Raw genomic sequence first — 26765 nt, forward strand, 5'->3', positions numbered from 1 at the left:
CCAGGCGAGGGACGGCCAGCAAGGGCCGCCCCGCAGCAAAGGCCGTCGTCCCCCTGAGGGGGAAGGCGCGCAGCGCCTCAGGGGGCTCAAATCAAGCTGGCGCCACCATCCACCACGATGGACTCACCCGTGATGTGCCGCGAGGCGTTGGACGCCAGGAACACCACCGCGCCCTTGAGGTCCTCTTCGCCGCCAATGCGGCGCAGGGGGGTGCGCTCGATCATCGCAGGGCCCAGCTTTTCGATCAGGCCGCTGGCCATCTTGCTCGGGAAGAAACCGGGGCAGATCGCATTGACGCGAACGCCGTAGTGCCCCCATTCGGACGCCAGCGTGCGCGCAAAGTGCAGCGCTGCGGCCTTGGAGGTGTTGTAGGCAATGGTGTTCATGCCCGGGGGCGTGCCCTTGAGCGCGGCCACCGAGGCCGTGACGATGATCGAGCCCTTGCCGCGCGGGATCATGCAGCGCTTGCCCACTTCGCGTGACAGGAAGAACGGCGCGCTCACGTTCAGGTCCATCACCTTGTGCCAGGCGGCATCGGGGTAGTCCTCGGCCTTGGCGCCCCAGGTGGCACCTGCGTTGTTGACCAGGATGTCGATGGTGCCGAAGCGCTCGACCACCTGGTCTACCAGGCCGGGGATGTCCTCGGTCTTTTGCAGGTCGTTCACCACGGTCAGCACCTCGTAGCCCATGCCTTCCAGATGCTTCTTGGCCTCGGCCAGCTCATCGGCCTTGCGCGCGGTGATGGCGAGCTTGGCGCCCATTTCGCCCAGGGCCTCGGCCATCTGCAGGCCCAGGCCGCGCGAGCCGCCGGTGACCAGGGCCACCTGGCCGGTGAGATCGAAGAGTTGCTTGACGCTCATGGGAATCGCTTTCGTGAAGAGAGAAAAAGAAGAAAGTAAGGGGAGTTGCCACGCGCCGCCGAAGCTGCTGCTCGGGTGCTGGGGAGGAGAAGAGCGGGCGCAGGTGTGTGGTGCGGTGGCGGGGCAGGCTGCCTGGCGCTGCTCGGTGGCGGTGGGTCAGGCATCAGTGCTTCATGCTAGTCGCGGCCCGGGCCCCTGTAAAACCTGTGCTGTCACCTGCGAGATCGTGCGCCGGGTGGCGGTTGCGGGCACCGGTGAGGCCGCCCGGTTGTAAACATTGGCAAGTCTGTGCGCAGTGGTGTGGCCCGGGCCCGCGCGGCGGCGCTTGCGCTGAGCCCAGAAATGCGACATCTGCGCTCCAAAACAATGCAACAGGCGTTTACGGCTCTTTACAAAGCCGCAGCGTGGCGGGGGCATGGCCTGTGTACCTTCGGGCGCTTCGGGGCGTTGGTGGGGGATTGCTGCAGAGCCCACCGCCCGCCACCCACCTGCAAGGACACCTCCATGAACCTGACCGTACGACCCTCCACCTCCCTGGCCCCCGGTGCCGCCACCGCCCCTGCCGGGCCCGCCCTGAAATGGATGTGGGCCGCCATTGGTGTGCTGGGCGTGAGCGTGCTGGCGCTGGGCGCCACCCTGGTGTGGCAACAACAGCGCGCACCCGCTGTAGCCACCAACCCGGCCATGGCCCCCGCGCAGCTGGCCGCCGCGCCCCGTACGCCCGAGGCAGAAATTATTGAAGAAAAAAGGCCTTCTGCGCGCGACCAGTATGCCCAGTCAGCTATCAATACAGTAGCAAACGGCCGGGCACCCCAGGGCCAGGCTGCGCAGCGCCCAGCAGAGATGCCGGGCGGCCCGGGCGCCCCCCTGGGCGCAGGCCCCGCGCAGCCCGTGCGGGCGGCCGCACCGGTGTGCCGCAGCTGCGGCCGGGTCGAATCGGTGCAGGCCGTGCAACAAGCCGCCCCCGCCACGGGCGTCGGCGCAGTGGCCGGTGGCGTGCTGGGCGCCGTGGTGGGCAACCAGATCGGCAAGGGCAGCGGCCGCACCGCCGCCACCGTGCTGGGCGCTGTGGGCGGTGGTTATGTGGGCCACAAGGTCGAAGAGCGCACGCGCACCACCACCGTGTACCAGGTCGCCGTGCGCATGGAGGATGGCTCGCTGCGCCACTTTCAGCGCGCAGAACCTACCGCCGTGGGCACGCCCGTGGTGCTGCAGGGCAAGGGCTTCCGCGTGGACCAGGGCGGCTCGGCCCGTGCTGCAGACCCCTATGCCCAGCCGCAGCCGGGCACGGTGCGGGTGTCAGACACCTACTGAGCCAGGTACGGAAAAAACAAAGCCCGCTTTCGCGGGCTTTGTTTTTTTGTGTGCGGCGTGGGTTACAGCACCACCGGGATCTCGGTCGCGGGTGGTGTATTGCGGCTGCGTCCACAGCGCACCAGGCCGTCGATCATCACCATGCCGATGCCCGGGATGTCGCCCAGCTGCACGCTCTCCAGCAGCGTGGCGCCAGCCGTGTGCTGGGCGCGGTCCATGAACACAAAGTCCGCCGCGCGGCCCACCTCGATCAGGCCGCAGTTCAGGTTGCGGATGCGCGCCGTGTTGCCCGTGGCAAAGCAGAACACCAGTTCGGCGGGGATGTCGGCAAAGCTGGAGATGAGCGCAATCATGCGCAGCATGCCCAGTGGCTGCACGCCCGAGCCTGCAGGGCCGTCGGTGCCCAGAATCACGCGGTGCGGGCACTTGAGCTCGATGGCGGCGCGCGCGGCCTGGATGGCGATCTTCTCGTTGCCGTTGTGCACCAGCTCGATGGCACGCGACGACTTCTCGCACAGCTCGCACACATGCTTCCAGGGCAGCGAGGTGTGGCCGCCGTTGATGTGGCCGATCACGTCGGCATCGGCCTCCAGCACCACGTCCTTGTCGATCAGGCCCGAGCCCGGGATGGACGGGCCCCCCGTGTGGATGGTGCTCTGGATGCCGTGCTTGCGCGCCCAGGCCACCATCTCTTTGGCCTCGTAGCCCGCCTTGACGGAGCCCAGGCCCACTTCGCCCAGCAGCGTCACGCCCGCATCGGCCAGGTCCTTGAAGTCCTGCTCGGTCATGCCTTTCTCGATGACCGGGGCGCCTGCAATCACCTTCACACCGCCGGGGCGGAAGTTGTCGAACGAGCGCTGCGCGGTGATGGCCAGCGCCTTCAGGCCCACGATGTCCTTGGGCCGGCCAGGCAGGTGCACTTCGCCGGCCGAGACCATGGTGGTCACGCCGCCGTTCATGGTCGAGTCGATCCAGCCGATCTGGTTCTGGCGTGGTGTCCAGTCTCCGAACACAGGGTGTACATGGCTGTCGATCAGGCCCGGCGCCACGCAGGTCTGGCGTGCGTCGATCACGGTGTTGGCGTGGTCGGTGTCGCAATCCTTGTAGCGGCCCACGGCCACGATGAGGCCGTCATTCACCACGATGGTGTCGGCGTCGAGGATGGGGCGGTCCAGGTCGCCCGACAACAAAAGACCGATGTTCTGGATGACGACCTTGCCCGATTTGCCGCCTGCTGCTGCTTCTGCCATGGATTCTCCTCGTGGGGTGGTGGGCGGGGCGCCACGCGGCACCCCGCAGGGAAAAATCTCAGTTGATTCAGGCCGCTGCGACCCTGCCCTTGGGCAGGCTGGGGCCGGGCGCCACAGTGCGCAGCACGCTGTCGATGACAAACGATTCCCAGTGCGCCAGCGCGTCGGGCGTCTCCAGGTCTTCGCCCAGAAAGGCCGACAGCGTGTGCCGGTTGGACATGTAGAAGTAGCCCGTGGCGGCGATCAGCAGGTACACATCGCGCGCCGACACGTCCTTGCGAAACAGGCCCTGCGCCTGGCCGCTGTCGAGCACGCGGCGGATCACCTCGATGGCGGGTGACGAGTATTCACGGGCGCGCATCGACTTGGAGATGTGCTTGCCCTTGTGCAGGTTCTCGGTGTTGAGCAGCGTGATGAACTCGGGGTTCTTGCGGTAGTAGCCCACCACAAAGCGGATCACGGCCTGCAGCGCTTCCACCGGTTTGGCGGTGTCCAGGTCCAGTTTGGATTCCGCGTCGTTCATACGCCGGTAGGTTTCCTCCAGCACCTCAATGAACAGGCCTTCCTTGCTGCCGAAGTAGTAGTAAATCATCCGGTCGAAGGACTTGGCCGCCTTGGAGATTTTCTCCACGCTGCCGCCTTCGTAGCCGTAGCGGGCGAACACCTTGGTCGCCGCCTTCAGGATGTTGTCGCGCGTGGTCTGTGCGGCTTGCTCGCGCACGCCCGTCTTGCGGGCAGAGGCTGCGCGGGGGGACGCGGTCCGGGTCTTGGGTGGAGTGGCAGACATGGCGGGTCCTGGTGGATGGGGCGGGCCCCCAGGGCGGGGGCCGCCGGGGGTCACTGCTCTGCGAACGCGCGTTCGATCACGAAGTCACCCGGCTTCGTGGTGTTGCCTTCCTTGAAGCCACGCTCTTCCATCATGTGCTTGAGGTCGCGCAGCATCTCGGGGCTGCCGCAGATCATCACGCGGTCTTCCGCCGGGTTCAGCGCGGGCAGGCCCAGGTCGCGCGCCAACTGGCCGTTTTCGATCACGGTGGTCACGCGGCCCTGGTTCTTGAAGGGCTCGCGTGTCACGGTAGGGTAGTACTTGAGCTGCTTGCTGACCATCTCGCCCAGGAACTCGTGCTTGGGCAGCTCTTCGGTGATGTAGTCGTGGTAGGCCAGTTCCTTCACCTCGCGCACGCCGTGCACCAGGATGACTTCCTCGAACTTCTCGTAGGTCTCGGGGTCGCGCATCAGGCTCAGGAACGGGGCCACGCCCGTGCCGGTGGAGAGCATGTACAGGCGCTTGGCGGGCAGCAGGTAGTCGATCAGCAGGGTGCCCGTGGGCTTCTTGCCCACCACGATCGTGTCGCCCACCTTGATGTGCTGCAGGCGCGAGGTCAGCGGGCCGTCGGGCACCTTGATCGACAGAAATTCGAGGTGCTCTTCGTAGTTGGCGCTGGCGATGCTGTAGGCGCGCAGCAGGGGTTTGCCGTTTTCGCCACGCAGGCCAATCATCGTGAAATGGCCGTTGGAGAAGCGCAGCGCGGTGTCGCGCGTGGTGGTGAAGGAGAAAAGGCGGTCCGTCCAGTGGTGGACGGACAGGACGCGTTCTTCAAGAAAGGCGCTCATGGTGCGTTAGATGGAAAAGTTGGAAACAAATAAGAAATCTGGCTGAAGCTGGCTCAGATTCAGGGCCTCAAACGCTCTAAAGCGCAATGTTCAGGCCTGAAAGCTTGTGGCTCACAACCCTCCATTGTTCCGCATCTGGCAAAGCCGCTTTTCTTTTGGTGATTGTGGGCAGCGTGGGCGCCAGTTTTTTGTTGAACTGCAGAAAGATTTCCATGCCCTCGGGCAGGTCGTCTTCGGCATAGATGGCGTTGGCCGGGCACTCCGGAATGCACACCGCGCAGTCGATGCATTCGTCGGGGTCAATCACCAGGTACTCCGGCCCTTCCTTGAAGCAATCGACCGGGCACACATCGACGCAGTCGGTGTACTTGCACCGAATGCATGCGTCCGTCACAACGTGCGTCATTTTGGGGCTCCTCGTGCACCGTTTTTGGGGGTGCGAAAACACCATTGCAGAGTCTGGTTGATTCCGCTACATTGACATCAAATGTAGTGTTCACAACATTTAAGTTAAGTGAATGCTACACAAAATGCAAAGCGCATACAAGCACTTGCAGCAAAGCAATGAATGGGTTGCCACGATGACTGAACACACCAAGACCGATGGGCTGCCGGGCATGGATGCGCCGGAGCTGCCGCAGGTGCTGGAGCGCGCCCGGCCGCGCAATGAGCGCATGAACGCTGCCAAGGTCGAGTGCAATGCGTGCCCGGTGCTGTGCCAGATCTCCGAAGGCCGCGCAGGCGCTTGCGACCGCTACGCCAACCAGGCGGGCGTTCTGGTGCGGCTGGACCCGGTGGTGTTGCTGCGCAAGACGCTGGAGGCGGGCGAGGCCACGCTGGTGCCATTTGCGGGCCGCGCCACAGCAGCAGGGGGTGCAGAAACCGAGGCGGCTCCAGAATCCGCATGGAACGGCGACCTGCTGCTGTCGGAAGAGGTGTTCGTGACGGGCGTGGGCTCGTCCACCACCTACCCCGACTACAAGCCTGCGCCCTTCATCGTGGGCTCCCAGACCGATGGCGTGGACATGGTGACGGTGGTCACTGAGGGCATCTTCAGCTACTGCAGCTTCAAGGTGAAGATCGATACCGACCGCTTCCTTGGCTCCGAGCAGGCCAACGTGCGTTGCAAGGGCGAGGTGGTGGGCCATGTGACCACGGCGGAATACGGCTCGCAGATGCTGTCGCTGGGCGGTGTGCACCACCTCACGGGCGGCACCAAAAAAGAAGGCCGTATCACCGCCGAGATGATGCAGGCCCTGGGCAACAAGCAGGCGGTGGAGTTCACCATCGACGGCGGCTCGCAGCTCGTGATCCAGGCCGGGCGTGCGCCCATCGTCAACGGTGTGGCCGAGCAGCGCATGCGCGTGGGCTGCGGCTCGGCGGCCATTGGTATCTTTGCGCGCCAGTTCTTCGGCCATGCCGACGAGGTGGTGGTGGTGGACGACCACATCACCGGTGTGCTCACCGAACACCAGGCGGGCCGTTGCCTGGACATGAAGCCCTCGGGCATCCAGATGCGCGGGCGCAAGTCCACGCCGGGCCGCTACTTTCAGGTGGCCAACCCGGGCACCGGCTGGGGGGGCACCGACATTGCCGACCCCCTGTCCATCATCGAGGGCTGGGACGAATCCGTCGCCTGGCCGGGGTTGCGCCTCTTGATGACCTCCACCACGGGGGAGCACGCCTCCTGGTACGTGCTGGACGAGCAACTGAATCCGGTGGAAGCCGAGATGCCCGTCGAGGTGCGCCGCATCGTGGACCGCATCGGCGAAAACTGCGAGCCTTCGCTGGCGTCTGTGCTGTTCCTCGGCGGTGCGGGCGGCAGCCTGCGCGCAGGGGTCACCGAGAACCCGGTGCTGCTCACGCGCTCCATCAAGAATGCGCTGGTCAATGTGACCTGCGGCGGTGCCCCCGCCTATGTGTGGCCGGGCGGCGGTATCACCGTGATGGCCGACGTGCTGCGCATGCCGGACAACAGCTTTGGCACTGTGCCCACGCCCGCCATCGTGGCGCCCATCGAGTTCAGCATGCGCCGCGCGGACTACGAAGCGCTGGGCGGGCACACCGAACAGATCCGCAGCCTGCGCGACGTGCTGGAGCGCGGCGCGTGGCACAACGACGGTGCACCGCAGGCGCGTGTGTGGCAAGCCCTGCCCGCCGCCAACCCGTGGCCGCTGGGTCGTCCTCCCCTGCTGGGCTGAGTGAGCCGTGCTGTGAACGCTTGCCGCAATCTCCTGTCCGACGGCCGCTGGCATTTCCAGCACGGGCCGATGGACCTCATCCTGGAGGCCGAAGGGGCGCGCGACGCCGTGGCCCAGGCGCACGAGCGTGCGTGGCAGCGCTTTGAAGGGCTGCTACAGGAGCTGGTGAATGAACTCCCCGGCCTGCGGGCGCCGGTGGGTGCGCGCTGCGCGGTGCAGGGCGTGGTGGCGCGCCGCATGTGGGCCGCCTGCAGCCCCTACCGCGCAGGCTTCATCACGCCGATGGCGGCGGTGGCGGGTGCGGTGGCGCAGGAGATTCTGGCCTGCTACGACCAGCAGGGCATAGACCGCGCCTGGGTCAATAACGGGGGCGACATTGCGCTGCACCTGGCGCCCGGCCAGTCGGTCGCGGTGGGGGTTTACGCGGATATCGCTGCACTGAGCGCTGCACAGTTGCGCAACGGTTTGGTGCTGGACGGGCAGATCCGCATCGACAGCGCCATGCCGGTGCGCGGTGTGGCCACCAGCGGCTGGCGGGGGCGCAGCCAGTCGCTGGGCATTGCCGACAGCGTGACGGTGCTGGCGCGCACGGCGGCGCAGGCCGATGCGGCGGCGACCATCGTGGCGAACGCGGTGGATGTGGCCGATGCGCGGATTGTGCGCAGGCCCGCGTGGCAGGTGCGGGACGATAGTGACCTGGGGGCCATTCCTGTCACCGTGGATGTTCCTGCCTTGCCTGAAGAGTTGGTGCGCTGCGCCCTGCACCAGGGGCTGCAAAAAGCGCAAGAATTGCAGTCCAGCGGCCTGTTGTGGTTCGCGCTGCTGGCATGCCAGGGGCAGTGGATGGCGACCTCCGCGCCCCAGACGCTGGCGGATACGGTGTGGCCCCAGCGGGCAGCGGTGGAATCGGAAGTTGGTTCAGTATTTGCTTAACGAATTGCACAGGTCTCCAGAATGATCCAGATACGACGCGTTTTCACCCATCTTGAGGAAATCCGGCACGAATTCGGGCCGGTGGCCGATGTGCCGCTGCTGCGTGGTGCCATCGGCGCGGTGCTGACCAACCCGTTTGCGGGGCGGTACGAGCCTGACATCCTCCCCATGATGGACGCGCTGCAGGATGTGGGGCTGGACATGGCCCAGCGCCTCCTGAAGGCCATGGCCGTGCCCGCCGAGCGCATCGAGACCTACGGCAAGGGCGCCATCGTGGGCGCGGCCGGTGAGCTGGAGCATGGCGCGTTGTGGCATGTGCCCGGTGGCTACGCCATGCGCGAACTGCTGGGCTGGAAGGGCGACCGCAACGCCTACGCTAAGGGCCAGGCCGAAGAGAAGACAGGGCAGCCCGCCAACGCGCTGTCCATCGTGCCCTCCACCAAGAAAGTGGGCGGCCCCGGTGCAGCGCTGGATGTGCCGCTCACGCACATCAACGCCAGCTATGTGCGCAGCCATTTCGATGCGATCGAGGTGCGCGTGCCCGGTGCGCCCGCATCGGACGAAATCGTCTTCATCCTGGCCGTGTCCACAGGTGCCCGCATCCATGCCCGCGTTGGCGGCCTCAAGGCTGCAGACATCAGCCAGTGGAACGGCTTGCGCTGACCGGCTGCCCCCTAAGACTCAAGGAGACCCCCACATGTCCGCCAAGATCCGCAAGATCATTGTTCAAACCGACGAAATCCGCGTGGAGATGGGCCGCGAGGTGGTGCCGCCCGTGCGCAAGGCGCTGGCCATGGCCGTCATCGAGAACCCCTGCGCAGGCCGCTATGTCGAGAACCTCGACGAACTGGTTGCCATCGGCGAAGATCTGGGCGCGCTGCTGGGCGCACGCTGCGTTGCCGCCCTGGGCATTGAACCTGGCCAGGCCCATAGCTACGGCAAGGCCGCCATCGTGGGCGAGGCGGGCGAGCTGGAACATGCCGCAGCCATCCTGCACCCCAAGCTGGGCGCGCCCTTGCGCGTGGCAGTTGAGAAGGGCGCCGCCCTGGTGCCGTCCAGCAAGAAGATCGGCGGCCTGGGCACGGCCATCGACGTGCCCCTGGGCCACAAGGATGCCGCCTATGTGCGCAGCCACTTCGACGCCATGGAGGCCCGTGTGGCCGACGCACCACGTGCCAACGAAATCGTGGTGGCCATCGTCGTGACCGACAGCGGTCGCCCGCTGGCCCGCATTGGCGGCCTCCAGGTTTCCGAGATCAAAGGTGTGGATGGCCTGCGCTGAGCTGAACACAGAGCACGCACTACCATCCCGAGCAGTCTTTTCCACCCCCTCACCAACCCACCCTTCAGGAGTTTCCCCATGACGATGCGACGAAACCTCATGCGTGCCACGGCCGCAGCCGCGCTGGCATTCACGCTGGCCCCTGTGGTGCACGCCCAGGATGTCATCAAGATTGGCGAGATCAACAGCTACAAGGCGCAGCCCGCCTTCCTGGAGCCCTACAAGAAGGGCATGGAACTGGCGGTGGACGAGATCAACGCATCGGGCGGCGTGCTGGGAAAGAAGGTCCAGCTCGTCATCCGCGATGACAACGCCAACCCCGGCGATGCCGTGCGCGCTGCCGAAGAACTGGTGTCGCGCGAAAAGGTCGATGTACTCACCGGCTCGTTCCTCTCGCACATCGGGCTGGCGCTGACTGACTTTGCCAAGCAAAAGAAGTTCTTCTTCCTGGCCGGCGAGCCGCTGACGGACAAGATCGTCTGGCAGAACGGCAACCGCTACACCTACCGCCTGCGCCCCTCCACCTACATGCAGGTGTCGATGATGGTGCCCGACGCTGCAGCGCTCAAGAAAAAGCGCTGGGCCCTGGTGTACCCCAACTACGAATACGGCCAGTCGGCTGTCGCCACGTTCAAGCAACTGCTCAAGGCCGCACAGCCCGATGTGGAGTTTGTGGCCGAGCAGGCGCCGCCCCTGGGCAAGGTCGATGCGGGCAGCGTGGTGCAGGCTTTGGCCGACGCGAAGCCCGACGCGATCTTCAACGTGCTCTTTGGTGCGGACCTGTCCAAGTTCGTGCGCGAAGGAAACACGCGCGGCCTGTTCCAGGGCCGTGAGGTGGTCAGCCTGCTGACCGGCGAGCCCGAATACATGGACCCGCTCAAGGACGAAGCGCCCAACGGCTGGATCGTCACCGGCTACCCCTGGTACGGCATCCAGACGCCTGAGCACAAGGCCTTCCAGACCGCCTACCAAGCCAAGTTCAATGACTACCCGCGCCTGGGCTCCATCGTGGGCTACAGCGCCATCAAGTCGCTGGCCGAAGGCATGAAGAAGGCGGGCTCTACCGACACCGAAAAGCTCGTGGCCGCGTTCAAGGGCCTGCAAGTGCCCACACCGTTTGGCCCCATCGTGTACCGGCCTGAAGACAACCAGTCCACCATGGGCGGTTATGTGGGCCGCACCAAGAACGAAGGTGGCAAGGGCGTGATGGTGAACTACCGCTACGTGGATGGCGCGAAGGTCCAGCCCTCGAACGACGAAGTCAAGAAAATGCGCCCCGCCGACTGACGGCCGCGCAAAGCCGGGGAGGGTGTCCTCCCCGCCCACTGCCCCTGATCTCTGAACCATTGCGCAGGCGCCGACCTGCAGGGATGGACCTTGCCGTGACCCCGAAGGATGTGGAATGAGTTTTTCGAGTTTTATCGTTCAGCTGCTCAACGGACTGGCTGGTGCGTCCTCGCTGTTCCTGGTGGGGGCCGGGCTCTCGCTGATCTTCGGTGTCACGCGCATCGTCAACTTTGCGCATGGCTCGTTCTTCATGGTCGGCATCTATGTGGCCTATTCGCTCGTGGCCAAGCTGGGCACCGGCCTGGGCTTCTGGCCCGCGCTACTGCTCGCGGCCGTGGCCGTGGGGGTGCTCGGTGCGGTGGTGGAGGTAGTGCTACTGCGCCGCATCTACAAGGCGCCCGAGCTGTTCCAGCTGCTGGCCACGTTTGCGCTGGTGCTGGTCATCAAGGATGCCGCGCTGTGGTTCTGGGGGCCAGAAGAATTGCTGGGCCCACGTGCGCCGGGGCTGTCGGGCTCGGTCAACATCCTGGGGCGGCAGTTCCCTTCGTATGACCTGTTCCTGATCGTCGTGGGCCCGGTGGTGCTGGGCCTGTTGTGGCTGCTGCTCACCCGCACACGCTGGGGCACGCTGGTGCGCGCTGCTACGCAAGACCGCGAAATGGTCAGCGCCCTGGGCGTGAACCAGGCCTGGCTGTTCACGGCGGTGTTTGCCCTGGGCGCGCTGCTGGCGGGCCTGGGCGGTGCGTTGCAGCTGCCGCGCGAGCCCGCCACGCTGGAGATGGACCTCAACACCATCGGCGCCGCGTTTGTGGTGGTTGTGGTGGGGGGCATGGGCTCCATTCCGGGCGCCTATGTCGCAGCCCTGTTGATCGCCGAGATCAAGGCCATCTGCATCTGGCTGGGTGTGGTGGACATCTTTGGCGTCAGCGTGTCGTTCTCCAAGCTCACGCTGGTGGTGGAGTTTCTGGTGATGGCGGTGGTGCTGGTCTGGCGCCCCTGGGGCCTCATGGGCAAGCCGCAGGGCGTGAGCCGCAACACCGGCCTGCCCGAGGCGCCGCTGCGCCAGCCCGAGCGCTGGTTCAAGCTGGGTGGCGCAGCCCTGGTGGCCGTGCTGGTGGTGCTGCCGCTGCTGACCACGGGCTCGCCATACCTCACGGTGCTGATGATCGACCTGCTGATTGCCGCGCTGTTTGCGGCCAGCCTGCACTTCATCATGGGCCCGGCAGGCATGCATTCGTTCGGCCACGCAGCCTACTTTGGCCTGGGCGCCTATGCCGCAGCGCTGTTGGTGCGCTCGGCGGGCATCCCGATGGAGCTGGCGCTGGTGCTGGCGCCGCTGGCGGCGGCGGCGGGCGCGCTGCTCTATGGCTGGTTCTGCGTGCGCCTGTCGGGCGTCTACCTGGCCATGCTGACGCTGGCGTTTGCCCAGATCACCTGGGCCATCTGCTACCAGTGGGACGGCTTCACGGGCGGCAGCAATGGCCTCACGGGCGTGTGGCCGGCCGAGTGGCTGTCGGACAAGCGCAACTACTACTACCTCACGCTGGCCCTGGTGGTGGGCGGTGTGCTGTTGTTGCGCCGCGTTTTGTTCTCGCCGTTTGGTTATGCGCTGCGGGCAGGGCGGGATTCCGTGCTCCGGGCCGATGCCATTGGCATTGATGTCAAGCGCATGCAGTGGACGGCTTTCGTGATCGCCGGGCTGTTTGCGGGTCTGGGCGGCGCACTGTTCGCGTTCTCCAAGGGCAGCATCTCGCCCGAGACGCTGCATGTGGGGCGTTCGGTGGATGGCTTGGTGATGGTGCTGCTGGGCGGCATCCAGACGCTGGCGGGCCCCGTGGTGGGCGCCGTCACTTTCACCTGGCTGCACGACACCGTGGCGCGCAACACCGACTACTGGCGCGCCATGCTGGGCGCCATCATCCTGATCCTGGTGCTGCTGTTCCCGCAGGGTATTGCGGGTGCCATCAAGCAGATCTTCGACAACAAGCGCGAAGCCAAGAACATGAAGGAGGGCACGGCATGAGCCTGCTCAAAGTCTCTGGCCTGGGCAAGTCCTTTGGCGGCGTGAAGGCGGTGGATGGCATCCACTTCGAGCTGGCTGCCGGCGAGCTGCTGGCGCTGATCGGCCCCAATGGCGCGGGCAAGTCCACCACCTTCAACATGGTCAACGGTCAGCTGCCTGCCGATGCAGGCTCCATCCAGCTCAATGGCCAGGAGCTGGTGGGCCGCAAGCCGCGCGACATCTGGCGCATGGGCGTGGGCCGCACTTTTCAGATCGCTGAAACCTTTGCATCGCTCACGGTGGTGGAGAACGTGCAAATGGCACTGATCTCCAACGACAACCGCCTGTTTGCGATGTGGCGCAAGGCGGCAGACCACAAGCGCGACGAGGCCCTGGCGCTGCTGGACCAGGTGGGTATGAAGTCGCAGGCCGACCGCCCCTGCAGCGTGCTGGCCTATGGCGATGTGAAGCGCGTGGAGCTGGCCATCGCCATGGCCAACGCGCCGAAGTTGCTGCTCATGGACGAGCCCACCGCTGGCATGGCGCCCAAGGAGCGCAACGAGCTGATGGCGCTCACCAAGCAGCTGGTGATCGACCGCAACATGGCCGTGCTGTTCACCGAACACAGCATGGACGTGGTGTTTGCTTATGCCGACCGCATGATCGTGCTGGCGCGCGGGCGCCTGATTGCCGAAGGCAAGCCACTGGAGCTGCGCGACCACCCCAAGGTGCAGGAGGTCTACTTCGGCACCGGCAAGACCTTCGAGAAAAAAACGGCAGCCGCTGCTGCAGAGGCCGCATGAGCATGACGACCAACGAACCCAAAGAGCTGCTGCTGCAGGCCCAAGGGCTGCAGGCCTGGTATGGCGCGGCGCAAATCCTGTATGACGTGGACCTGGATGTGCATCGGGGCGAAGTCGTGGCCCTGATGGGCCGCAACGGCGCAGGCAAATCCACCACGCTCAAGACGCTGATGGGTATGCTGGCCAAACGCAAGGGCCAGATCCAGTTCATGGGCCGGGACATCTCCAAAAGCGACCCGCACGATGCCGCGCGCCTGGGCCTGGGCTTTGTGCCCGAAGACCGCCGCGTGTTCACCGACCTCACGGTGATGGAGAACCTGGAGGTAGGCCGCCAACCCGCCCGCACCTGGCCCGACGGCACGGCCGCCCCGGTGTGGACGCCCGAGCGCCTGTTCAAGCTCTTCCCCAACCTGGGCGAGATGCCCCAGCGCCCCGGCGGTCGCATGAGTGGCGGCGAGCAGCAGATGCTCACCGTGGCGCGCACGCTCATGGGTAACCCCTATCTGGTGCTGCTGGATGAGCCCTCCGAAGGCGTGGCCCCTGTGATCGTGGAGCAGATGGCGCACATGATCCTGGAGCTGAAGGAGCAGGGCGTGAGCATTCTGCTGTCCGAGCAGAACATGCACTTTGCCGAACTGGTCTCCGACCGCGCCTATGTGCTCGAAAAGGGCCAGATCCGCTACCAGGCCAGCATGGCCGAGCTGGCCGCCAACGACGAGGTGCGGCGCGCCTACCTCAGCGTCTGACCCCCGCTGCCAACGCGCACCTGTGGTGTGTGGCCCACGTGTGCCGTTGGTTACAAAAAACACCTCTGCAAGCACTTGCACGAAGTTTGTGCTCCCACGGAAACTTTGCCTTTTGATGTAAGGAGCACTACATGAAGTGTCGAGGAGTGGAGGATGGATGCATCGACCGCCGCAGCGCCATGGTGGGCCTGGCGGCGGCAGGGATGGCATGGGCAGGCCTGGCAGCTGCCGAGACCGGGGTGACGGACACCCGCATCAAGGTAGGCCAGTCGGCCGTGTTCACCGGCCCGGCCAAGGATTTCGGGGTGGACTACAAGGCGGGCATTGCGCTGGCGTTCGACAAGGTGAACAAGACCGGCGGCGTGAACGGGCGCACGCTGGAGCTGGTGTCGCACGACGACGCCTACGAGCCCAAGAAGACGGCCGAAAACACCGCCAAGCTCATTGACGAAGACAAGGTCTTCGCCCTGATCGGCTACGTGGCCACCGGCAACCTCATCGCCGCCATGCCCCTGGCAGAGAAGGCCGGCGTGCCCATGTTCGCGCCGCTGGTGGGCACCACGTCATTCCGCACTACGCACAACCGCTACCTGTTCCACGTGCGCGCCAGCTATGAGGCCGAGCTGCGCAAGATCGTGGGCCACCTCGCCACACTGGGCATCAACAACATCGCCGTCATCTACCAGAACAGCGCATTTGGCAAATCCAACCTCGACACCTGCCTGCAGATCGCCCAGGGCCTGAAGGTCAAGGTGGTCGATTCCGTGCCCATGGAGATCGCCGCCACCGACGCCAAGCCCCAGGTGGCGCAGCTCACCAAAGCCCAGCCGGGCGCGGTGGTGATGATCATGGCGGGCAAGATGGTGGAGGTGTTCCTGCGCGACTACCGGGCGGCGGGCGCGGCATCGCCGCTGTACACCATCTCGGTGGGCATCACTGACGCACCGGGCTCGGCGCAGCGCCTGAACGGCGGCATCGAAGGGCTGGTCACGGCCAGCATCGTGCCCTCGCCGCAGGCCAGCCGCATGGGTATCGTGGCCGACTACCGCAAGGACCGTGCGGACGCGGGCGAGAAGATCGACAGCTACACCATGCTGGAGGGCTACATCGCCGCCCGCGTGTTTGTGGAAGGCGTCAAACGCGCAGGCAAGGCGCTCACGCGTGAAGGCTTCATCAAGGCCATGGAAGACATGGGCACCACCAAGATCGGCGACTTTCCGTTGCAGTACGGCCCGAACAACCACAACGGCTCCAACTTTGTGGACCTGGAGATGTACACACGCAGCGGGTCGCTGCGACGCTGAGAGCACCCCACCGAGACATGCACGCGCCCGCTTCACTCTCCCCGGTCGTTGTCAATGGCCAGCCGTTTGCCCTGCCGCCGAGCACCTTGGCCAGCGCCACGCTGCTGCATGTGCTGCGCAACGACCTGTCGCTCAACGGCCCCAAATACGGCTGCGGCCTGGGGCAGTGCGGGGCGTGCACGGTGCTGGTGGATGGCATTGCAGCGCGGGCCTGCGTGATCCCGGCGCAGGGCGTGGCGGGCCGCGAGGTGACCACGCTGGAAGGGCTGCCCGGGCGCTGCAGCCGCGCAGAAAGACTTCACCCGGTGCAGCAGGCCTTTGTGGATGAGCAGGCCGCGCAGTGCGGCTACTGTCTCAACGGCATGGTGATGATGGCTGTGGCCTTGCTGGAGCGCAATCCTGACCCCGACGAAGCCGCCGTGCGCCGCGAGCTGTCGGGCAACCTTTGCCGCTGCGGCACACATGTCGAAATCATCCGCGCCGTGCTGCGCGCGGCGGGGCTGATGCGCGAGGCGCAGGCATGAACACGCCTCCATCCCTGCGCGCCCACAGCCCGCTCACCCGCGCCGACTTCCATGCCGCCCAGGGCGTGCTGCTGGTGGTGCGCAACCCACCGCCCGCACCGCCGCCCGTCAAGGGCCAGCCCGCGCTGGTGGCGGGCAACCCGGCCGAGGGCGTGGAGATACTGATCGCCGTGTGGGACGACGGCAGCGTGACCGCACTCAACGGCCATGTGGACCTGGGCACCGGCATCCGCACCGCACTCGCGCAGATCGTGGCCGAAGAACTCGATGTGCCGCTGGCGCAGGTGAACATGGTGCTGGGCGACACCACACGCGCGCCCAACCAGGGCGCCACCATTGCGAGTGCATCCATCCAGATCCACGCCAAGCCCTTGCGCACCGCTGCCGCGCAGGCGCGCCACTGGCTGGTGGCGCAGGCCGCAGAGCGGCTGGGCGTGCCAGTGGATCAATTGCAGGTGCGTGCGGGTGTGGTGCAGGTCACTGCAGACCCGTCGCGCCAAGTGGCCTACGGCGCGCTGCTGGCGGGCGCGCACACCACGCTGGAGCTGGTGGACGCCACGACCACCAAGGCCGCCGCCGATTACACCGTGGTCGGCCAGTCCGTGCCGCGCGTGGACATCCCCGCCAAGGTCAGCGGCGAGCTGGTGTTTGTCCACGACATGCGCGTGCCCGGCATGCTGCACGGCCGTGTGGTGCGCCCGCCGTATGCGGGGGCCGACCACGGCGACTTCATCGGCAACACGCTGGAATCGGTGGACCAGCAGTCCATCGCCCACATCCCCGGCATCCGCGCCGTGGTGGTGATCCGCGACTTTGTGGGCATCGTCGCCGAGCGCGAAGAACAGACCGAGCAGGCGCTGCGCGATCTGAAGGTGCGCTGGAAGGACTGGCCCGGCTTTCCGCGCCAGGACAGCACCGAGGCGCTGGAAAAAGCCATCCGCGCCAACCCCGCCACGCAGCGCCGCCTGGTGGACGAGGGCGATGTGGAGGGCGCCCTGGCCGCGTTGTCTGCCGACGGCCAGCCCATGCCGCGCACCTACGTGTGGCCCTACCAGATGCACGGCTCCATCGGCCCGTCCTGCGCGGTGGCCGAATGGCGCAGTGATGACAGCACGGGCCGCCCACGCATGACCGTGTGGGCGGGCACGCAAAACCCCCATGTGCTGCGCGCCGACCTGGCCCGCCTGATGAGCCTGCCCGATGTGGACATCGACCTCATCCGCATGGAGGCTGCAGGCTGCTACGGCCGCAACGGTGCCGACGACGTGGCCGCAGACGCCGCTCTGCTCTCGCGCGCCGTGGGCGCCCCAGTGCGCGTGCAGCTCACGCGCGAGCAAGAACATTTGTGGGAGCCCAAAGGCACGGCCCAGCTGATGCAGGTGCGCGGCGGGCTCAATGCCGACGGCTCCGTGGCGGCGTATGACTTTGAAACGTCCTACCCCTCCAACGGCGCGCCCACGCTCGCCCTGCTGCTCACCCGCACCATCGAGCCCGTGGCCCAGGCCTACGAGATGGGCGACCGCACCGCGCGCCCGCCCTACCAGTACGACAACCTGCGCGTGGCCGTCAACGACATGCCGCCCATCGTGCGTGCATCGTGGCTGCGCGGCGTGTCGGCCCTGCCCAATTCGTTTGCGCACGAGTCGTATGTGGACGAACTGGCCACGGCGGCGGGCGTGGACCCGGTGCAGTTTCGCCTGCAACTGCTCAACGACCCGCGCGCCGCCGAGCTGGTGCAGGCCACGGCCGAGAAGGCGGGCTGGATTCGCCGCACCGGCCCGCAGCAGCGCCCGCTGGATGGTGACTGGGTGCAGGGCCAGGGCTTTGCCTATGCCCGCTACATCCACAGCAAATGGCCCGGCTTTGGCGCCGCCTGGGCGGCCTGGGTGGCCGATGTGGAGGTCAATAAAAAGACCGGCGAGGTGCACGTGCGCCGCGTGGTGGTGGGGCACGATGCGGGCCTGATGGTGAACCCCGCCGGTGTGGAGCAGCAGGTGCACGGCAACGTGCTGCAGACCACCAGCCGCGCGCTCAAGGAGCAGGTGACGTTCGAGCCCGTCAAGCAGGCCGTGGACAACCGCGAATGGGGCAGCTACCCCATCCTGAGCTTCCGCGAGGTACCCGTCATCGAGGTCATGCACATGCCCCGGCAGGACGAGGCGCCGCTGGGCTCGGGCGAGTCGTCTTCCGTGCCGGGCACAGCCGCCATTGCCAACGCGATTTTTGATGCGACCGGCGTGCGCTTCCGTGCGCCGCCGTTCACGCCCGAGGTGGTGCGCGCCGGGCTCAACCCCTTGCCCGGCGGCGCAGGCGAGGCGGCTGCAGGCAGCACCGCACCCACCGAGCAGGCCGAGGTATTGCCCACGCTGGAGCTGCCCGCGCCCACCGTGCCCGCCAGCGCCACATGGCCCGCCAAACGCAGCCCCTGGGCCCGCGCGCTCGCTCTTGTCGCTGGTGGTATCGCCATGGGCGCAGCGCTGCTGGGCTGGCGCCCCTCCATCGCGCCCGTGGTGCAGACGGCAGGTGCGTCGGTCTACAACGCCGCCACCATCGAGCGCGGCCGCCTGCTGGCCGCTGCGGGTGACTGCGCGGTGTGCCACACCGCCCCCGGCGGCACGCCCAACACGGGCGGCCGCGCCATGGAAACGCCCTTTGGCAAGGTCTACACCACCAACCTCACGCCCGACGCCGAAACCGGCATCGGCCAGTGGTCCTTCAGCGCCTTCCAGCGCGCCATGCGCGAAGGCATCTCGCGCGACGGCAAGCACCTGTACCCCGCGTTCCCCTACACATCGTTCGCCAAGATGAGCGACGACGACCTGACCGCGCTGTACGCCTACCTCATGGCCCAGCCCGCCGTCCGGGCCGAGGTGCCGAAGACCGAGTTGACCTTCCCCTTCAGCGTGCGCCCCCTCATGGCGGGCTGGAACGCGCTGTTCCACGACGCCAAGCCGTTCAAGCCCGACCCGACCCGCCCCCCCGAATGGAACCGGGGCGCCTACCTGGTGCAGGGCGTGGGCCACTGCGGCGCCTGCCACACGCCGCGCAATGCGCTGGGGGCCGAGCTGGGCGGGGCGGCGTTCCTCTCGGGCGCCATGGTGGATGGCTGGGAGGCGCCTGCGCTCACCGGCCTGTCGAAGGCGCCCGTGCCCTGGACGGCCGATGCGGTGTATGGCTACCTGCGCCACGGCCACAGCCCGCAGCACGGCAGCGCCTCCGGCCCCATGGCGCCCGTGGTGCGCGAGCTGGCGCATTTGCCTGACGAAGACATCCGCGCCATGGCAAGCTACCTGGCCTCGTTCACCGCGACAGACGCTGCTACCCAGCCAGCCACACAGCCTGTGTCTGACCCGCAGCAGCGCGCCCAAGCCGCCGTGGCCCAGGCCGCCGCGCGGGCCCCGCAGCCCGGCCAGGCCCAGCGTTTGTTCGACGGCGCCTGCGCCGCCTGCCACCACGACGGCGACGGGCCCAAGCTGCTGGGCGTGAACGTGCCCCTGGCGCTCAACAGCAACCTGCACAGCGACCGGCCCGACAACCTGCTGCAGGTCATCGTGCACGGCATCCGCGAGCCCGCCACGCGGGACATCGGCTTCATGCCCGGCTTCGGCCACGCGCTCAGCGACGCGCAGATCACCGAGCTGGCGGGCTACATGCGCCAGCGCTACGCCCCCGGCCGCCCGGCGTGGCGCGATGTGCCCGAGGCGTTGGCGCGAGTGCGGGCGGGGCCTGCGCATCCTTAGACGGTTCTGTCGATCCCCCAGGCCATGTCTGGGGGATCGTCAACACGGTTTTGAAGCCTTTTGGTGCTGATGCGCTAGTGGAATATACGCAAGCAGCTATCAAAATTGGAGCAACTGCAGGCCCCGTGTTCAGCCCGACAATCAGGCTGCACCACCGCCCAGACACCATGACACCTGTCGCTGCCCTGCCATCGCACAGCGCCCTGCGCACCCCGCACCGGCGCGAGCAGCGTATCGGCGGCGCCGCAACGCTGGCCCTGTGTTGCCTGGCCCTCACGGCCTGCGGGCCGGATGTGCAGGGGTCGCCCAAGCCGCCCCAGTCGTTTGGCCCCGTGCAGAGCAGCTGGTTCGGCTGCCCGTCCCTGCAAGGGGTGTACGCCTGGCCGCCGGTGGAGCCCGGTGGTGTGCGGGGCAGCCTGCCGTTTTTCACCGGCTCGCCGGAGATGCAGGTCTGGGTGCAGGAGCAGCGCGGCGAAACCACGCTGCGCACGCGCACCGTCAACCGCGCGCGCAACGTGCGCACCTCGCTCACCCGGCAGTGGAGCCTGGTCACCTACAGCGGCGCGCAGACCCGCTGCAGCTCCGGCATGCTCGACCTGGCTCCGCAGACCGCGCCGTCCGGCAACGAGCCGGGGACCTCTGGCGTGCTGCAGGGGTTCAGGCTGGCGTTGCTCAAAGACGGCGGCCTGGCCGTGGGCAAGCGCACCCTCAGCACGGGCAACAAGGGCTCGTACTTCTCGTGGGGTGGGCAGTCCTACGGCAGCTACGACGCGCCTGATGTGGAGACCTGGACCTGGTTCAAGCTGGCCCGCACCGCTGCGGGGGATAGCGAGCCGCCGGTCATCGACGCCTACGTGCCCGGGGCGACCTCCCCCTAGGCTTTTTGATTGCGGAGCGGCGCGCGAAAAAAGCCGCGAACTTCCCCTTTTATTGCGCCACCGCCTGCGCTGCCACCTCGGCACAGTGGCATCGGGGCTTGGTCCATGGTGGGGCAGGCCCGGGCGTCCGCATTGTTGTGGCAGGCGCTCACGTCATCGGTCTGCCCCTGCGGCGGCCGCCCACTGTTGTCCGTTCAAGGAGAAGACCATGCCCGCTAGTGAACTGGAAGTCCACGAGATCGTGCTGCGACTGCTGCGCGAAGGCTATGCCGCCCTGACCGCCGCCCAACGCCGGGTGGTGGACACGCTGATGGCGGTGTGCTGACGCACGCCTGCGGGTTGTTCGTGGGCATCACGGGGCTGTTTTGAAGCCAATTTGGCCGCCTGCGCCCATACCTATTGCCTAAGGTGCTATCAAAAATGTAGTAATTGCAGTTCGGCCTGCATCGCCATCGCAATCAGGCGCATGTCGCGGTCGCTCACGGCAAACAACCCAAAGCGGAACTTGCTGCCCCAGCGCTGGCGGTCGTCCACAAACTCCAGCGCGTCCAGCAGCGGCGCAATCGCCGCCTCGCGTGCAGGAACATAGGCCACGTCCCGCCGCGACGGCACAAACCCACCGCCCATATCAAACGCATACGGCGCGCCCGGCTGCACGATGCCAATCGAGACAAACGCCTGCAGGCGGTCCTTGCCCCCCAAGGTCACCGTCGGCGCGTAATACGCCACGCGGTCGCCGGGGCGTATGCGCTGCAGCGGCGCCACCTTGCCATGGCACACCTGCATGTAGCCCGCGCCTGGCGTGGCACAGCCCCGGCGGGCGTGCTGGGCGCAGGCCACGGCAATCCAGTTGCGGCGCGTGGTGGCCGCAGAGGCAGCTGCCGACACAGGCATGTCGCTGCGCGCAGGCTCGGCATCCGGCCAGAGAGGGTGTTGCAGCACGGCGTCGGTCATGAGAAAAGCTCCGGGTCAAAGAAGCCACCGATGGTGCGGGCGTGCTGCTGACACCGCAGTGTCAGTACCTTTGCAGCATCCTTGTCTGCAGCGCACGGGTTCTCAGACCAACTGTCCCCACTGCCACAACGCAAACCCGCCCAGCAGCAGGGCCGACGCCCGGTTGATGCGCTGGCGCCAGGCCGACGTAAAGCGCTGCCGCTGGTAGGCAATCGCGCCGGTCAGCAGCAGCCACCAGGCGGCAGAGCCCACCAGCACGCCCGCCACCATCCACAGCGGCGACGGCAGGCTGGGCCGACCTGCCCCCAGCGAGCCAAACACCGCAATGAATGACACGATGGTGGCCGGGTTGGTCAGCGTCAGCGCAAACGTGCCAGCCGCCAGGCCCAGAAGGCCCCGCGCGTCGCGGGCTGGTGCGGCGGTGTGGGCCACCGGCGCGCGCCAGGTGCGCCACGCCATCACCAGCAGCAGGGCGCCGCCGCCCAGTGCCAGTGGCGTCCTGGCCTGCGTCAGCCCATCGATGAGCCAGCGCACGCTGAAGGCGCCCACGGCGCCATACACCGCATCGGCTGCAGCCGCGCCCAGGCCGGTGGCCAGCCCGGCCGCCAGGCCCCGCTCCAGGGTGCGTTGCATGGTCAACAGGCCAATGGGGCCCACAGGGGCCGCAATGAGCACGCCGATGACGGCGGCTTGCAGAAACACGGTGATTGAAGTCAAGTCCATGCACCGATGCTAGGGCGATGGCTGGCGGTGGAGAATGCAGAAAATTCGGCGAATCCCGCATTGGGTTTCGTTTTTTTCTGTGCCAATCGATAAAGGCTTGTATGGAAGTCGATGACAAAGCCTGGCGCCTGATCAGCGCGTTGCAGGCCGATGGCCGCGCCTCGCTCAAGGAACTGGCCGAGGCCGTGGGCCTGTCGGTGCCCGCCACGCTGGAGCGCCTGCGCCGCCTGCAAGAGGCGGGCGTGGTGCGCGGCGTGCATGCCGACATCGACCCCGCCAAGGTCGGCTACGGCGTGCGCGCCGTGGTGGGCATCAATGTGCCGCAGCCCGGCAAGAAGGCGCTGATCGACAAGCTGCGCCAGTCGCCCCAGGTGCTTGAATGCCACCATGTCAGCGGCAACGACTCGTACGTGATGCAGGTCGTGGCGCGCGACCTGCCCGATCTGGAGCGCTTTCTGGGCGACATCAACGGCTATGGAGAAACGCGCACGTCCATCGTGTTCTCCACGCCCATCCCGCTGCGCGGCCTGACCCGGCCGGAGGCGGGCTGACTCACCCCTCAGAACGTGATCTTCACCGACGCCGCACTGCGCTGCGCGTCGCCATGGAACACCGCTTCGATGTTGTTGCCGTCCGGGTCCAGCACAAAGGCCGCGTAGTAGCCGGGGTGGTAGGCGCGCTCGCCCGGCGCGCCGTTGTCGGTGCCGCCGTGGGCCAGTGCGGCACGGTAGAACGCATCCACCATCGCCCGGTCCCGGGCCTGAAACGCCAGGTGCGTGCGGCCTGTCAGGTGGCCCTGCGCGGCAGGGCTGTCGGCCGACGACACAAACAGCTCGTCCGCCCAGAAGTAACCCTCGTCCGCCCCGCCCATGGGCACCTGCAGGGCCTGCAGCACCGCCGTGTAGAAGGCCTGGCTGGCCGCCAGGTCGCGCACGACGAGCTGCACATGGTCAAACAGCCTGCCCCGGTGGATTTCTTGCGCTTCCATGGTGTGCTCCTTTTGTAGACCGTTAGTGCGTTCTGGCTTCAAGACAGTGCGTGCAAACCCACGCGGTTGCCATCCAGGTCGTGGATGTGTGCAAAGAACCCCATGCCCGGTGGCAGCGCCTGGCGCGGCAGGGCCACGCGGCCGCCCTGGGCCACCGCGCGGTCCAGCGCGGCGTCGAGCGATGGCGATGCATCCAGGTACACCAGTGTGCCGCTGCCCGATACCTGAGGTGCCGTTGGCCCCATCATCAGCGCGCCGCCCACGCCGTCTGCTGCGCCGTCGTAGGGAAACACAGCACCTTCGCTGGACCCCATGTTCTCGCGGCGCAGGGGCTGGCCCAGCACTGCTTCATAAAAAATCTGGGCGCGGTCGAGTTGGGTGGTGGGGATTTCAAACCAGGTGATGGCGTTTTTCATGCAAAGGCTCCTTGTGTGTGCAAACTCAAAAAAGAAGCCTTGATGGTCGCGGCGGCCTGCTGACAGCGCAGTGTCAGCAGCGTGTCACCGGGCTCACATGCTACGGCCCGGGCTCGATGCCGCAACCTGCGCGCGAAAGCTGCGGGGCGACAAGCCTGCATCGCGCGTGAATGCGCGTGTGAAGTACGCCGGGTCGGCATAACCCAGCGTGTAGGCAATGGTCGCCACGCCCAGGTGGGTGTAGGCCAGGTTGCGCCGCGCCTCGCGCATCAGGCGCGCCTCAATCAGCCGCTGGGCCGATACGCCCGTGCTGGCCCGTGCCACGCGGCTCAGGTGCGTGGGCGACACGGCCAGCGCGCGCGCATAGTCCGCCACCTGCCAGTGCTCCAGAAAATGCGCCTCAATCAGCGCCTCCAGCCGCTGCACCAGGCTGGACTCTGGTGCAGCGGTGTCGCTCGGGCTGTGGTCTTCAATGGCCCGTGCCACCCAGCCCAGCAGCGTGGCGCTCAGGCCCCGCAGCACCAGCGCACGCGCCTTGGCGCGGCCCGAGAACTCCTGCCAGATCTGCCCCATGGCCTGGCTGATGGGTGGGCTGGCGGTGACCACGGCGGGCCGCGCCAGGTCGCGCCGCACATCGCCCACGCGCACAAAAATTTCGTCCATCAATTCATCGGCCAGCGTGGCCACCCAGCCCTGCGTGTGCTGCGTGAACCGAAACGCGTGCACATGGCCCGGTGGCACGTTGATGAGCGCACCGGCGGCCAGTGCGTGCTGCTCGCCATCCAGGTGCGCCACGCCGCCGCCCGATTCGATCAGCAACACCTGGTGCAGCCGCGTGTGCCGGTGCGGCGCCAGCTCCCAGTCGTGCAGCACCGATCGCGCGGCAATCGTTTCGCAGTGCAGCACGTCGGGCAGGTGCTGCGACTCGCCAAACAGGCTGTACGACTGAATGCTGCTGTGGTTCTCGGCCATGTTCGAAAAGTGCATGTTCTGGCTCCATCCGTCCATTCAACGCGGCGACTGTGCCACGTATCTTTGGGTGGTCCGTTTGACCCATGTCACGAACGCACCAACCACACCAGGAGACACCATGAAAACCCAGGTTTGCATCATCGGCGGAGGCCCCTCGGGCCTCATGCTCTCGCAGCTCTTGCACCTCAAGGGCATCGACACCATCGTGCTGGAGCGCCAAAGCCGCGAATACGTGCTCGGCCGCATCCGCGCCGGCGTGCTGGAGCACGGCTTTGCCGCGCTCATGCGCGAGGCCCAGTGCGGCGAGCGCATGGACAAGGAAGGCGAGATCCACGACGGCTTCATCATTGCCCACGACGGCAAGATGGACCGGGTCGATTTGCACAAGTACAGCGGCGGCAGCTCGGTGGTGGTCTACGGCCAGACCGAGCTGACACGCGACCTGTACGAAGCGCGCGACCGCATGAAGGGCATCGTCATCCACAACGCCGAAGACGTGCAGCCGCACGACCTGAAAAGCGCCAACCCGTATGTCACCTACCGCAGTGGCGATGAGGTGGTGCGCATCGACTGCGACTTCGTCATCGGCGCCGACGGCTTCCACGGCGTGAGCCGCAAGTCCATCCCGCGCGACGTGCTCAAGGAATACGAAAAGGTCTACCCCTTCGGCTGGCTGGGCGTGCTCTCGCGCACCAAGCCCGTCTCGCCCGAGCTGATCTACGCCAAGCACGAACGCGGCTTTGCGCTGTGCTCACTGCGCTCGCAGGTGCTGAGCCGCTACTACATCCAGGTGCCGCTGACCGACACGGTGGAAGACTGGTCCGACGAAGCCTTCTGGGCCGAACTCAAGCGCCGCCTGCCCGCCGAGGTGGCCGCAAAGCTCGTCACCGGCGCATCCATCGAAAAGTCCATCGCCCCCCTGCGCTCCTTCGTGGCCGAGCCCATGCGCTACGGCAACCTGTTCCTGGCCGGCGACGCCGCCCACATCGTGCCGCCCACGGGTGCACGGGGCCTGAACAGTGCCGCGTCTGACATCTACTACCTGTACCACGCCATGGTGGCGCACTACCAAAACGGCGACAGCACTGGCCTCGACAAATACTCCGAAAAGGCCCTGGCCCGCGTGTGGAAGGCCCAGCGCTTCTCGTGGTGGATGACGACCATGCTGCACACCTTCCCGGATTCCATCGCGTACGACCAGAAGCTGCAGGACACGGACCTGGCGTATCTGTTCTCGTCAGAGAAGGCGCTGGGGTCGCTGGCGGAGAACTATGTGGGGTTGCCGTTCTGAGCACCCGGCAGTAGCACGCCACAAAATCAAAGGCTTGCATGGGGTTTCCTCATGCAAGACTTTTTTGTGTGCCCGCGTCGGTGTTGGGTGCAACCGGTGACCTGTCCGCGTACTCTCAGCACGCCCTATGGCCTGCGCACTGCGGCCACATACGGCCCCAATGGCAAAGCCGCTTTCCAGGCAGTTGCCTTGCACCGCGATCTCCATCTGCTACGGAAAATTTAAGCAGAACTGATGCTTACGCCCGCACAGCAGGCCCGATAGCATCGCACCAAGTTTTCAGATCATTTGCCCAGTGGTGTCGGCGTCAGGTTCGACGATGGCTTGAACACGATGAAGCTGCTGACGCAGCGCTTTGAGGCAGTGCACTTCGCATCCGACAGTGCCAGTCAACAGCCAGGAAAATCTCCAAGATGGATTGGGTCCCGATAGTCTTCATTGTGTTCAAGGTGGCCGTGTTCGGCACCGGCATGTTCTTCGCCATCAAGTGGCATTACGACCAAGGGAAGAAGGCGAAAGAAGAGGCCAGCAAGCGGCAAGGCTTGACCGAGCAGGCGCAGGTGGCGTCGGAGTAGGCGACTGATGCCCATCAATGATCTGCAGGGCAGGGCCTGTCCGAGTTTCCGTGTGTGAGGCTCACTGAGCCTTCACCGATTTGGCGAAGGTGAATGAGTATCTTACGT

General features: G+C 66.5%; 26 protein-coding genes. 16 read left to right on the forward strand and 10 right to left on the reverse strand.

The window, feature by feature from the left end:
- Positions 1-86: 86 nt before the first annotated feature.
- On the reverse strand, positions 87-860 hold the full coding sequence (locus tag AC07Z7_RS16935) for an SDR family oxidoreductase (RefSeq protein ID WP_056057149.1): 774 nt from the start codon (positions 858-860) through the stop codon (positions 87-89).
- A 504-nt stretch (positions 861-1364) separates the two neighbouring features.
- Here AC07Z7_RS16935 and AC07Z7_RS16940 point away from each other — a divergent pair.
- A complete protein-coding gene (locus AC07Z7_RS16940; protein WP_494766982.1) occupies positions 1365-2174 on the forward strand; it encodes an outer membrane lipoprotein in 810 nt (269 codons plus the stop codon).
- A gap of 62 nt (positions 2175-2236) precedes the next feature.
- On the opposite strand, the gene AC07Z7_RS16945 is transcribed toward AC07Z7_RS16940, so the two are convergent.
- From AC07Z7_RS16945 to fdxA, 4 genes are all read right to left on the reverse strand, one after another.
- The gene (locus tag AC07Z7_RS16945; RefSeq protein ID WP_252661321.1) at positions 2237-3424 is read right to left on the reverse strand and encodes an amidohydrolase family protein; all 1188 of its coding nucleotides are present in this window, start codon (positions 3422-3424) and stop codon (positions 2237-2239) included.
- A 67-nt stretch (positions 3425-3491) separates the two neighbouring features.
- Entirely contained in the window at positions 3492-4211 is a 720-nt protein-coding gene (locus tag AC07Z7_RS16950; protein WP_494766983.1) for a TetR/AcrR family transcriptional regulator, read from the reverse strand.
- 50 nt (positions 4212-4261) lie between these two features.
- Complete coding sequence (locus tag AC07Z7_RS16955; RefSeq protein WP_094290062.1) at positions 4262-5038, reverse strand: ferredoxin--NADP reductase; 777 nt, start codon at positions 5036-5038, stop codon at positions 4262-4264.
- 76 nt (positions 5039-5114) lie between these two features.
- Positions 5115-5444: a ferredoxin FdxA gene (gene fdxA, locus AC07Z7_RS16960; RefSeq protein WP_056057161.1), complete on the reverse strand. Its 330-nt coding sequence runs from the start codon at positions 5442-5444 to the stop codon at positions 5115-5117.
- 175 nt (positions 5445-5619) lie between these two features.
- Here fdxA and AC07Z7_RS16965 point away from each other — a divergent pair, with 175 nt between their 5' ends.
- The 12 genes from AC07Z7_RS16965 to AC07Z7_RS17020 all read left to right on the forward strand — a co-directional run bounded on the left by AC07Z7_RS16965 (position 5620) and on the right by AC07Z7_RS17020 (position 20738).
- Positions 5620-7239, forward strand: coding sequence for a 6-hydroxynicotinate reductase (locus AC07Z7_RS16965; RefSeq protein WP_494766984.1), 1620 nt, complete (start codon positions 5620-5622; stop codon positions 7237-7239).
- 12 nt (positions 7240-7251) lie between these two features.
- Positions 7252-8172 carry a UPF0280 family protein gene (locus tag AC07Z7_RS16970; RefSeq protein WP_494766985.1) on the forward strand — a complete coding sequence of 307 codons (921 nt, stop codon included), beginning with the start codon at positions 7252-7254 and terminating at the stop codon, positions 8170-8172.
- A 21-nt stretch (positions 8173-8193) separates the two neighbouring features.
- The gene (locus AC07Z7_RS16975) at positions 8194-8835 is read left to right on the forward strand and encodes an amino acid synthesis family protein (protein WP_494766986.1); all 642 of its coding nucleotides are present in this window, start codon (positions 8194-8196) and stop codon (positions 8833-8835) included.
- Between the two features lie 34 nt (positions 8836-8869).
- Positions 8870-9454 (forward strand): amino acid synthesis family protein, encoded by a 585-nt coding sequence (locus AC07Z7_RS16980; RefSeq protein ID WP_494766987.1) that lies wholly within the window; start codon positions 8870-8872, stop codon positions 9452-9454.
- 78 nt (positions 9455-9532) lie between these two features.
- Positions 9533-10741, forward strand: coding sequence for an ABC transporter substrate-binding protein (locus tag AC07Z7_RS16985; RefSeq protein WP_252661311.1), 1209 nt, complete (start codon positions 9533-9535; stop codon positions 10739-10741).
- Positions 10742-10856: 115 nt separating this feature from the next.
- Entirely contained in the window at positions 10857-12764 is a 1908-nt protein-coding gene (locus tag AC07Z7_RS16990) for an ABC transporter permease (protein ID WP_494766988.1), read from the forward strand.
- On the forward strand, positions 12761-13546 hold the full coding sequence (locus AC07Z7_RS16995; RefSeq protein WP_055398725.1) for an ABC transporter ATP-binding protein: 786 nt from the start codon (positions 12761-12763) through the stop codon (positions 13544-13546). Before AC07Z7_RS16990 ends, AC07Z7_RS16995 begins: the two co-directional genes overlap by 4 nt.
- 2 nt (positions 13547-13548) lie before the next feature.
- Complete coding sequence (locus AC07Z7_RS17000) at positions 13549-14292, forward strand: ABC transporter ATP-binding protein (RefSeq protein WP_494767000.1); 744 nt, start codon at positions 13549-13551, stop codon at positions 14290-14292.
- Positions 14293-14423: 131 nt separating this feature from the next.
- Complete coding sequence (locus AC07Z7_RS17005; protein WP_494766989.1) at positions 14424-15596, forward strand: ABC transporter substrate-binding protein; 1173 nt, start codon at positions 14424-14426, stop codon at positions 15594-15596.
- 17 nt (positions 15597-15613) lie between these two features.
- Complete coding sequence (locus AC07Z7_RS17010; protein ID WP_494766990.1) at positions 15614-16120, forward strand: (2Fe-2S)-binding protein; 507 nt, start codon at positions 15614-15616, stop codon at positions 16118-16120.
- Positions 16117-19860: a molybdopterin cofactor-binding domain-containing protein gene (locus tag AC07Z7_RS17015; protein ID WP_494766991.1), complete on the forward strand. Its 3744-nt coding sequence runs from the start codon at positions 16117-16119 to the stop codon at positions 19858-19860. The genes AC07Z7_RS17010 and AC07Z7_RS17015 overlap by 4 nt, the downstream gene beginning before the upstream one ends.
- Positions 19861-20027: 167 nt before the next feature.
- Positions 20028-20738: a hypothetical protein gene (locus AC07Z7_RS17020; RefSeq protein ID WP_494766992.1), complete on the forward strand. Its 711-nt coding sequence runs from the start codon at positions 20028-20030 to the stop codon at positions 20736-20738.
- Between the two features lie 414 nt (positions 20739-21152).
- Here AC07Z7_RS17020 and AC07Z7_RS17025 read toward each other — a convergent pair whose 3' ends face one another.
- Entirely contained in the window at positions 21153-21692 is a 540-nt protein-coding gene (locus AC07Z7_RS17025) for an EVE domain-containing protein (RefSeq protein WP_494766993.1), read from the reverse strand.
- A gap of 102 nt (positions 21693-21794) precedes the next feature.
- A complete protein-coding gene (locus tag AC07Z7_RS17030) occupies positions 21795-22415 on the reverse strand; it encodes a LysE family translocator (protein ID WP_494766994.1) in 621 nt (206 codons plus the stop codon).
- 101 nt (positions 22416-22516) lie between these two features.
- On the opposite strand from AC07Z7_RS17030, the gene AC07Z7_RS17035 reads away from it, so the two are divergent.
- Positions 22517-22966, forward strand: coding sequence for an Lrp/AsnC family transcriptional regulator (locus AC07Z7_RS17035; RefSeq protein ID WP_094290073.1), 450 nt, complete (start codon positions 22517-22519; stop codon positions 22964-22966).
- Positions 22967-22974: 8 nt separating this feature from the next.
- On the opposite strand, the gene AC07Z7_RS17040 is transcribed toward AC07Z7_RS17035, so the two are convergent.
- The 3 genes from AC07Z7_RS17040 to AC07Z7_RS17050 all read right to left on the reverse strand — a co-directional run bounded on the left by AC07Z7_RS17040 (position 22975) and on the right by AC07Z7_RS17050 (position 24806).
- Positions 22975-23403 carry a VOC family protein gene (locus AC07Z7_RS17040; protein WP_494766995.1) on the reverse strand — a complete coding sequence of 143 codons (429 nt, stop codon included), beginning with the start codon at positions 23401-23403 and terminating at the stop codon, positions 22975-22977.
- Between the two features lie 38 nt (positions 23404-23441).
- The gene (locus tag AC07Z7_RS17045) at positions 23442-23819 is read right to left on the reverse strand and encodes a VOC family protein (RefSeq protein WP_494766996.1); all 378 of its coding nucleotides are present in this window, start codon (positions 23817-23819) and stop codon (positions 23442-23444) included.
- Between the two features lie 93 nt (positions 23820-23912).
- Positions 23913-24806: a helix-turn-helix domain-containing protein gene (locus tag AC07Z7_RS17050; RefSeq protein ID WP_494766997.1), complete on the reverse strand. Its 894-nt coding sequence runs from the start codon at positions 24804-24806 to the stop codon at positions 23913-23915.
- A gap of 103 nt (positions 24807-24909) precedes the next feature.
- On the opposite strand from AC07Z7_RS17050, the gene pobA reads away from it, so the two are divergent.
- Both pobA and AC07Z7_RS17060 read left to right on the forward strand, forming a co-directional pair.
- A complete protein-coding gene (pobA, locus tag AC07Z7_RS17055; RefSeq protein ID WP_494766998.1) occupies positions 24910-26082 on the forward strand; it encodes a 4-hydroxybenzoate 3-monooxygenase in 1173 nt (390 codons plus the stop codon).
- 413 nt (positions 26083-26495) lie between these two features.
- Complete coding sequence (locus tag AC07Z7_RS17060; RefSeq protein WP_494766999.1) at positions 26496-26657, forward strand: hypothetical protein; 162 nt, start codon at positions 26496-26498, stop codon at positions 26655-26657.
- Positions 26658-26765: the final 108 nt, after the last annotated feature.

This window comes from Acidovorax sp. GW101-11A03, from assembly GCF_059424825.1.

Excerpts from the sequence above, each read along its gene's own strand:
- AC07Z7_RS17005 (WP_494766989.1), top strand. The coding sequence starts at position 14,424 with ATGAAGTGTCGAGGAGTGGAGGATGGATGCATCGACCGCCGCAGCGCC.
- fdxA (WP_056057161.1), bottom strand. The coding sequence starts at position 5,444 with ATGACGCACGTTGTGACGGACGCATGCATTCGGTGCAAGTACACCGAC.
- AC07Z7_RS16950 (WP_494766983.1), bottom strand. The coding sequence starts at position 4,211 with ATGTCTGCCACTCCACCCAAGACCCGGACCGCGTCCCCCCGCGCAGCC.
- AC07Z7_RS17015 (WP_494766991.1), top strand. The coding sequence starts at position 16,117 with ATGAACACGCCTCCATCCCTGCGCGCCCACAGCCCGCTCACCCGCGCC.
- AC07Z7_RS17020 (WP_494766992.1), top strand. The coding sequence starts at position 20,028 with ATGACACCTGTCGCTGCCCTGCCATCGCACAGCGCCCTGCGCACCCCG.
- AC07Z7_RS17040 (WP_494766995.1), bottom strand. The coding sequence starts at position 23,403 with ATGGAAGCGCAAGAAATCCACCGGGGCAGGCTGTTTGACCATGTGCAG.
- AC07Z7_RS16965 (WP_494766984.1), top strand. The coding sequence starts at position 5,620 with ATGACTGAACACACCAAGACCGATGGGCTGCCGGGCATGGATGCGCCG.
- AC07Z7_RS16990 (WP_494766988.1), top strand. The coding sequence starts at position 10,857 with ATGAGTTTTTCGAGTTTTATCGTTCAGCTGCTCAACGGACTGGCTGGT.
- AC07Z7_RS17035 (WP_094290073.1), top strand. The coding sequence starts at position 22,517 with ATGGAAGTCGATGACAAAGCCTGGCGCCTGATCAGCGCGTTGCAGGCC.
- AC07Z7_RS16995 (WP_055398725.1), top strand. The coding sequence starts at position 12,761 with ATGAGCCTGCTCAAAGTCTCTGGCCTGGGCAAGTCCTTTGGCGGCGTG.
- AC07Z7_RS17060 (WP_494766999.1), top strand. The coding sequence starts at position 26,496 with ATGGATTGGGTCCCGATAGTCTTCATTGTGTTCAAGGTGGCCGTGTTC.
- AC07Z7_RS17045 (WP_494766996.1), bottom strand. The coding sequence starts at position 23,819 with ATGAAAAACGCCATCACCTGGTTTGAAATCCCCACCACCCAACTCGAC.
- AC07Z7_RS17025 (WP_494766993.1), bottom strand. The coding sequence starts at position 21,692 with ATGACCGACGCCGTGCTGCAACACCCTCTCTGGCCGGATGCCGAGCCT.
- AC07Z7_RS16945 (WP_252661321.1), bottom strand. The coding sequence starts at position 3,424 with ATGGCAGAAGCAGCAGCAGGCGGCAAATCGGGCAAGGTCGTCATCCAG.
- pobA (WP_494766998.1), top strand. The coding sequence starts at position 24,910 with ATGAAAACCCAGGTTTGCATCATCGGCGGAGGCCCCTCGGGCCTCATG.
- AC07Z7_RS16940 (WP_494766982.1), top strand. The coding sequence starts at position 1,365 with ATGAACCTGACCGTACGACCCTCCACCTCCCTGGCCCCCGGTGCCGCC.
- AC07Z7_RS16980 (WP_494766987.1), top strand. The coding sequence starts at position 8,870 with ATGTCCGCCAAGATCCGCAAGATCATTGTTCAAACCGACGAAATCCGC.
- AC07Z7_RS16985 (WP_252661311.1), top strand. The coding sequence starts at position 9,533 with ATGACGATGCGACGAAACCTCATGCGTGCCACGGCCGCAGCCGCGCTG.
- AC07Z7_RS16955 (WP_094290062.1), bottom strand. The coding sequence starts at position 5,038 with ATGAGCGCCTTTCTTGAAGAACGCGTCCTGTCCGTCCACCACTGGACG.
- AC07Z7_RS16975 (WP_494766986.1), top strand. The coding sequence starts at position 8,194 with ATGATCCAGATACGACGCGTTTTCACCCATCTTGAGGAAATCCGGCAC.
- AC07Z7_RS17010 (WP_494766990.1), top strand. The coding sequence starts at position 15,614 with ATGCACGCGCCCGCTTCACTCTCCCCGGTCGTTGTCAATGGCCAGCCG.
- AC07Z7_RS17000 (WP_494767000.1), top strand. The coding sequence starts at position 13,549 with ATGACGACCAACGAACCCAAAGAGCTGCTGCTGCAGGCCCAAGGGCTG.
- AC07Z7_RS17030 (WP_494766994.1), bottom strand. The coding sequence starts at position 22,415 with ATGGACTTGACTTCAATCACCGTGTTTCTGCAAGCCGCCGTCATCGGC.
- AC07Z7_RS16935 (WP_056057149.1), bottom strand. The coding sequence starts at position 860 with ATGAGCGTCAAGCAACTCTTCGATCTCACCGGCCAGGTGGCCCTGGTC.
- AC07Z7_RS17050 (WP_494766997.1), bottom strand. The coding sequence starts at position 24,806 with ATGCACTTTTCGAACATGGCCGAGAACCACAGCAGCATTCAGTCGTAC.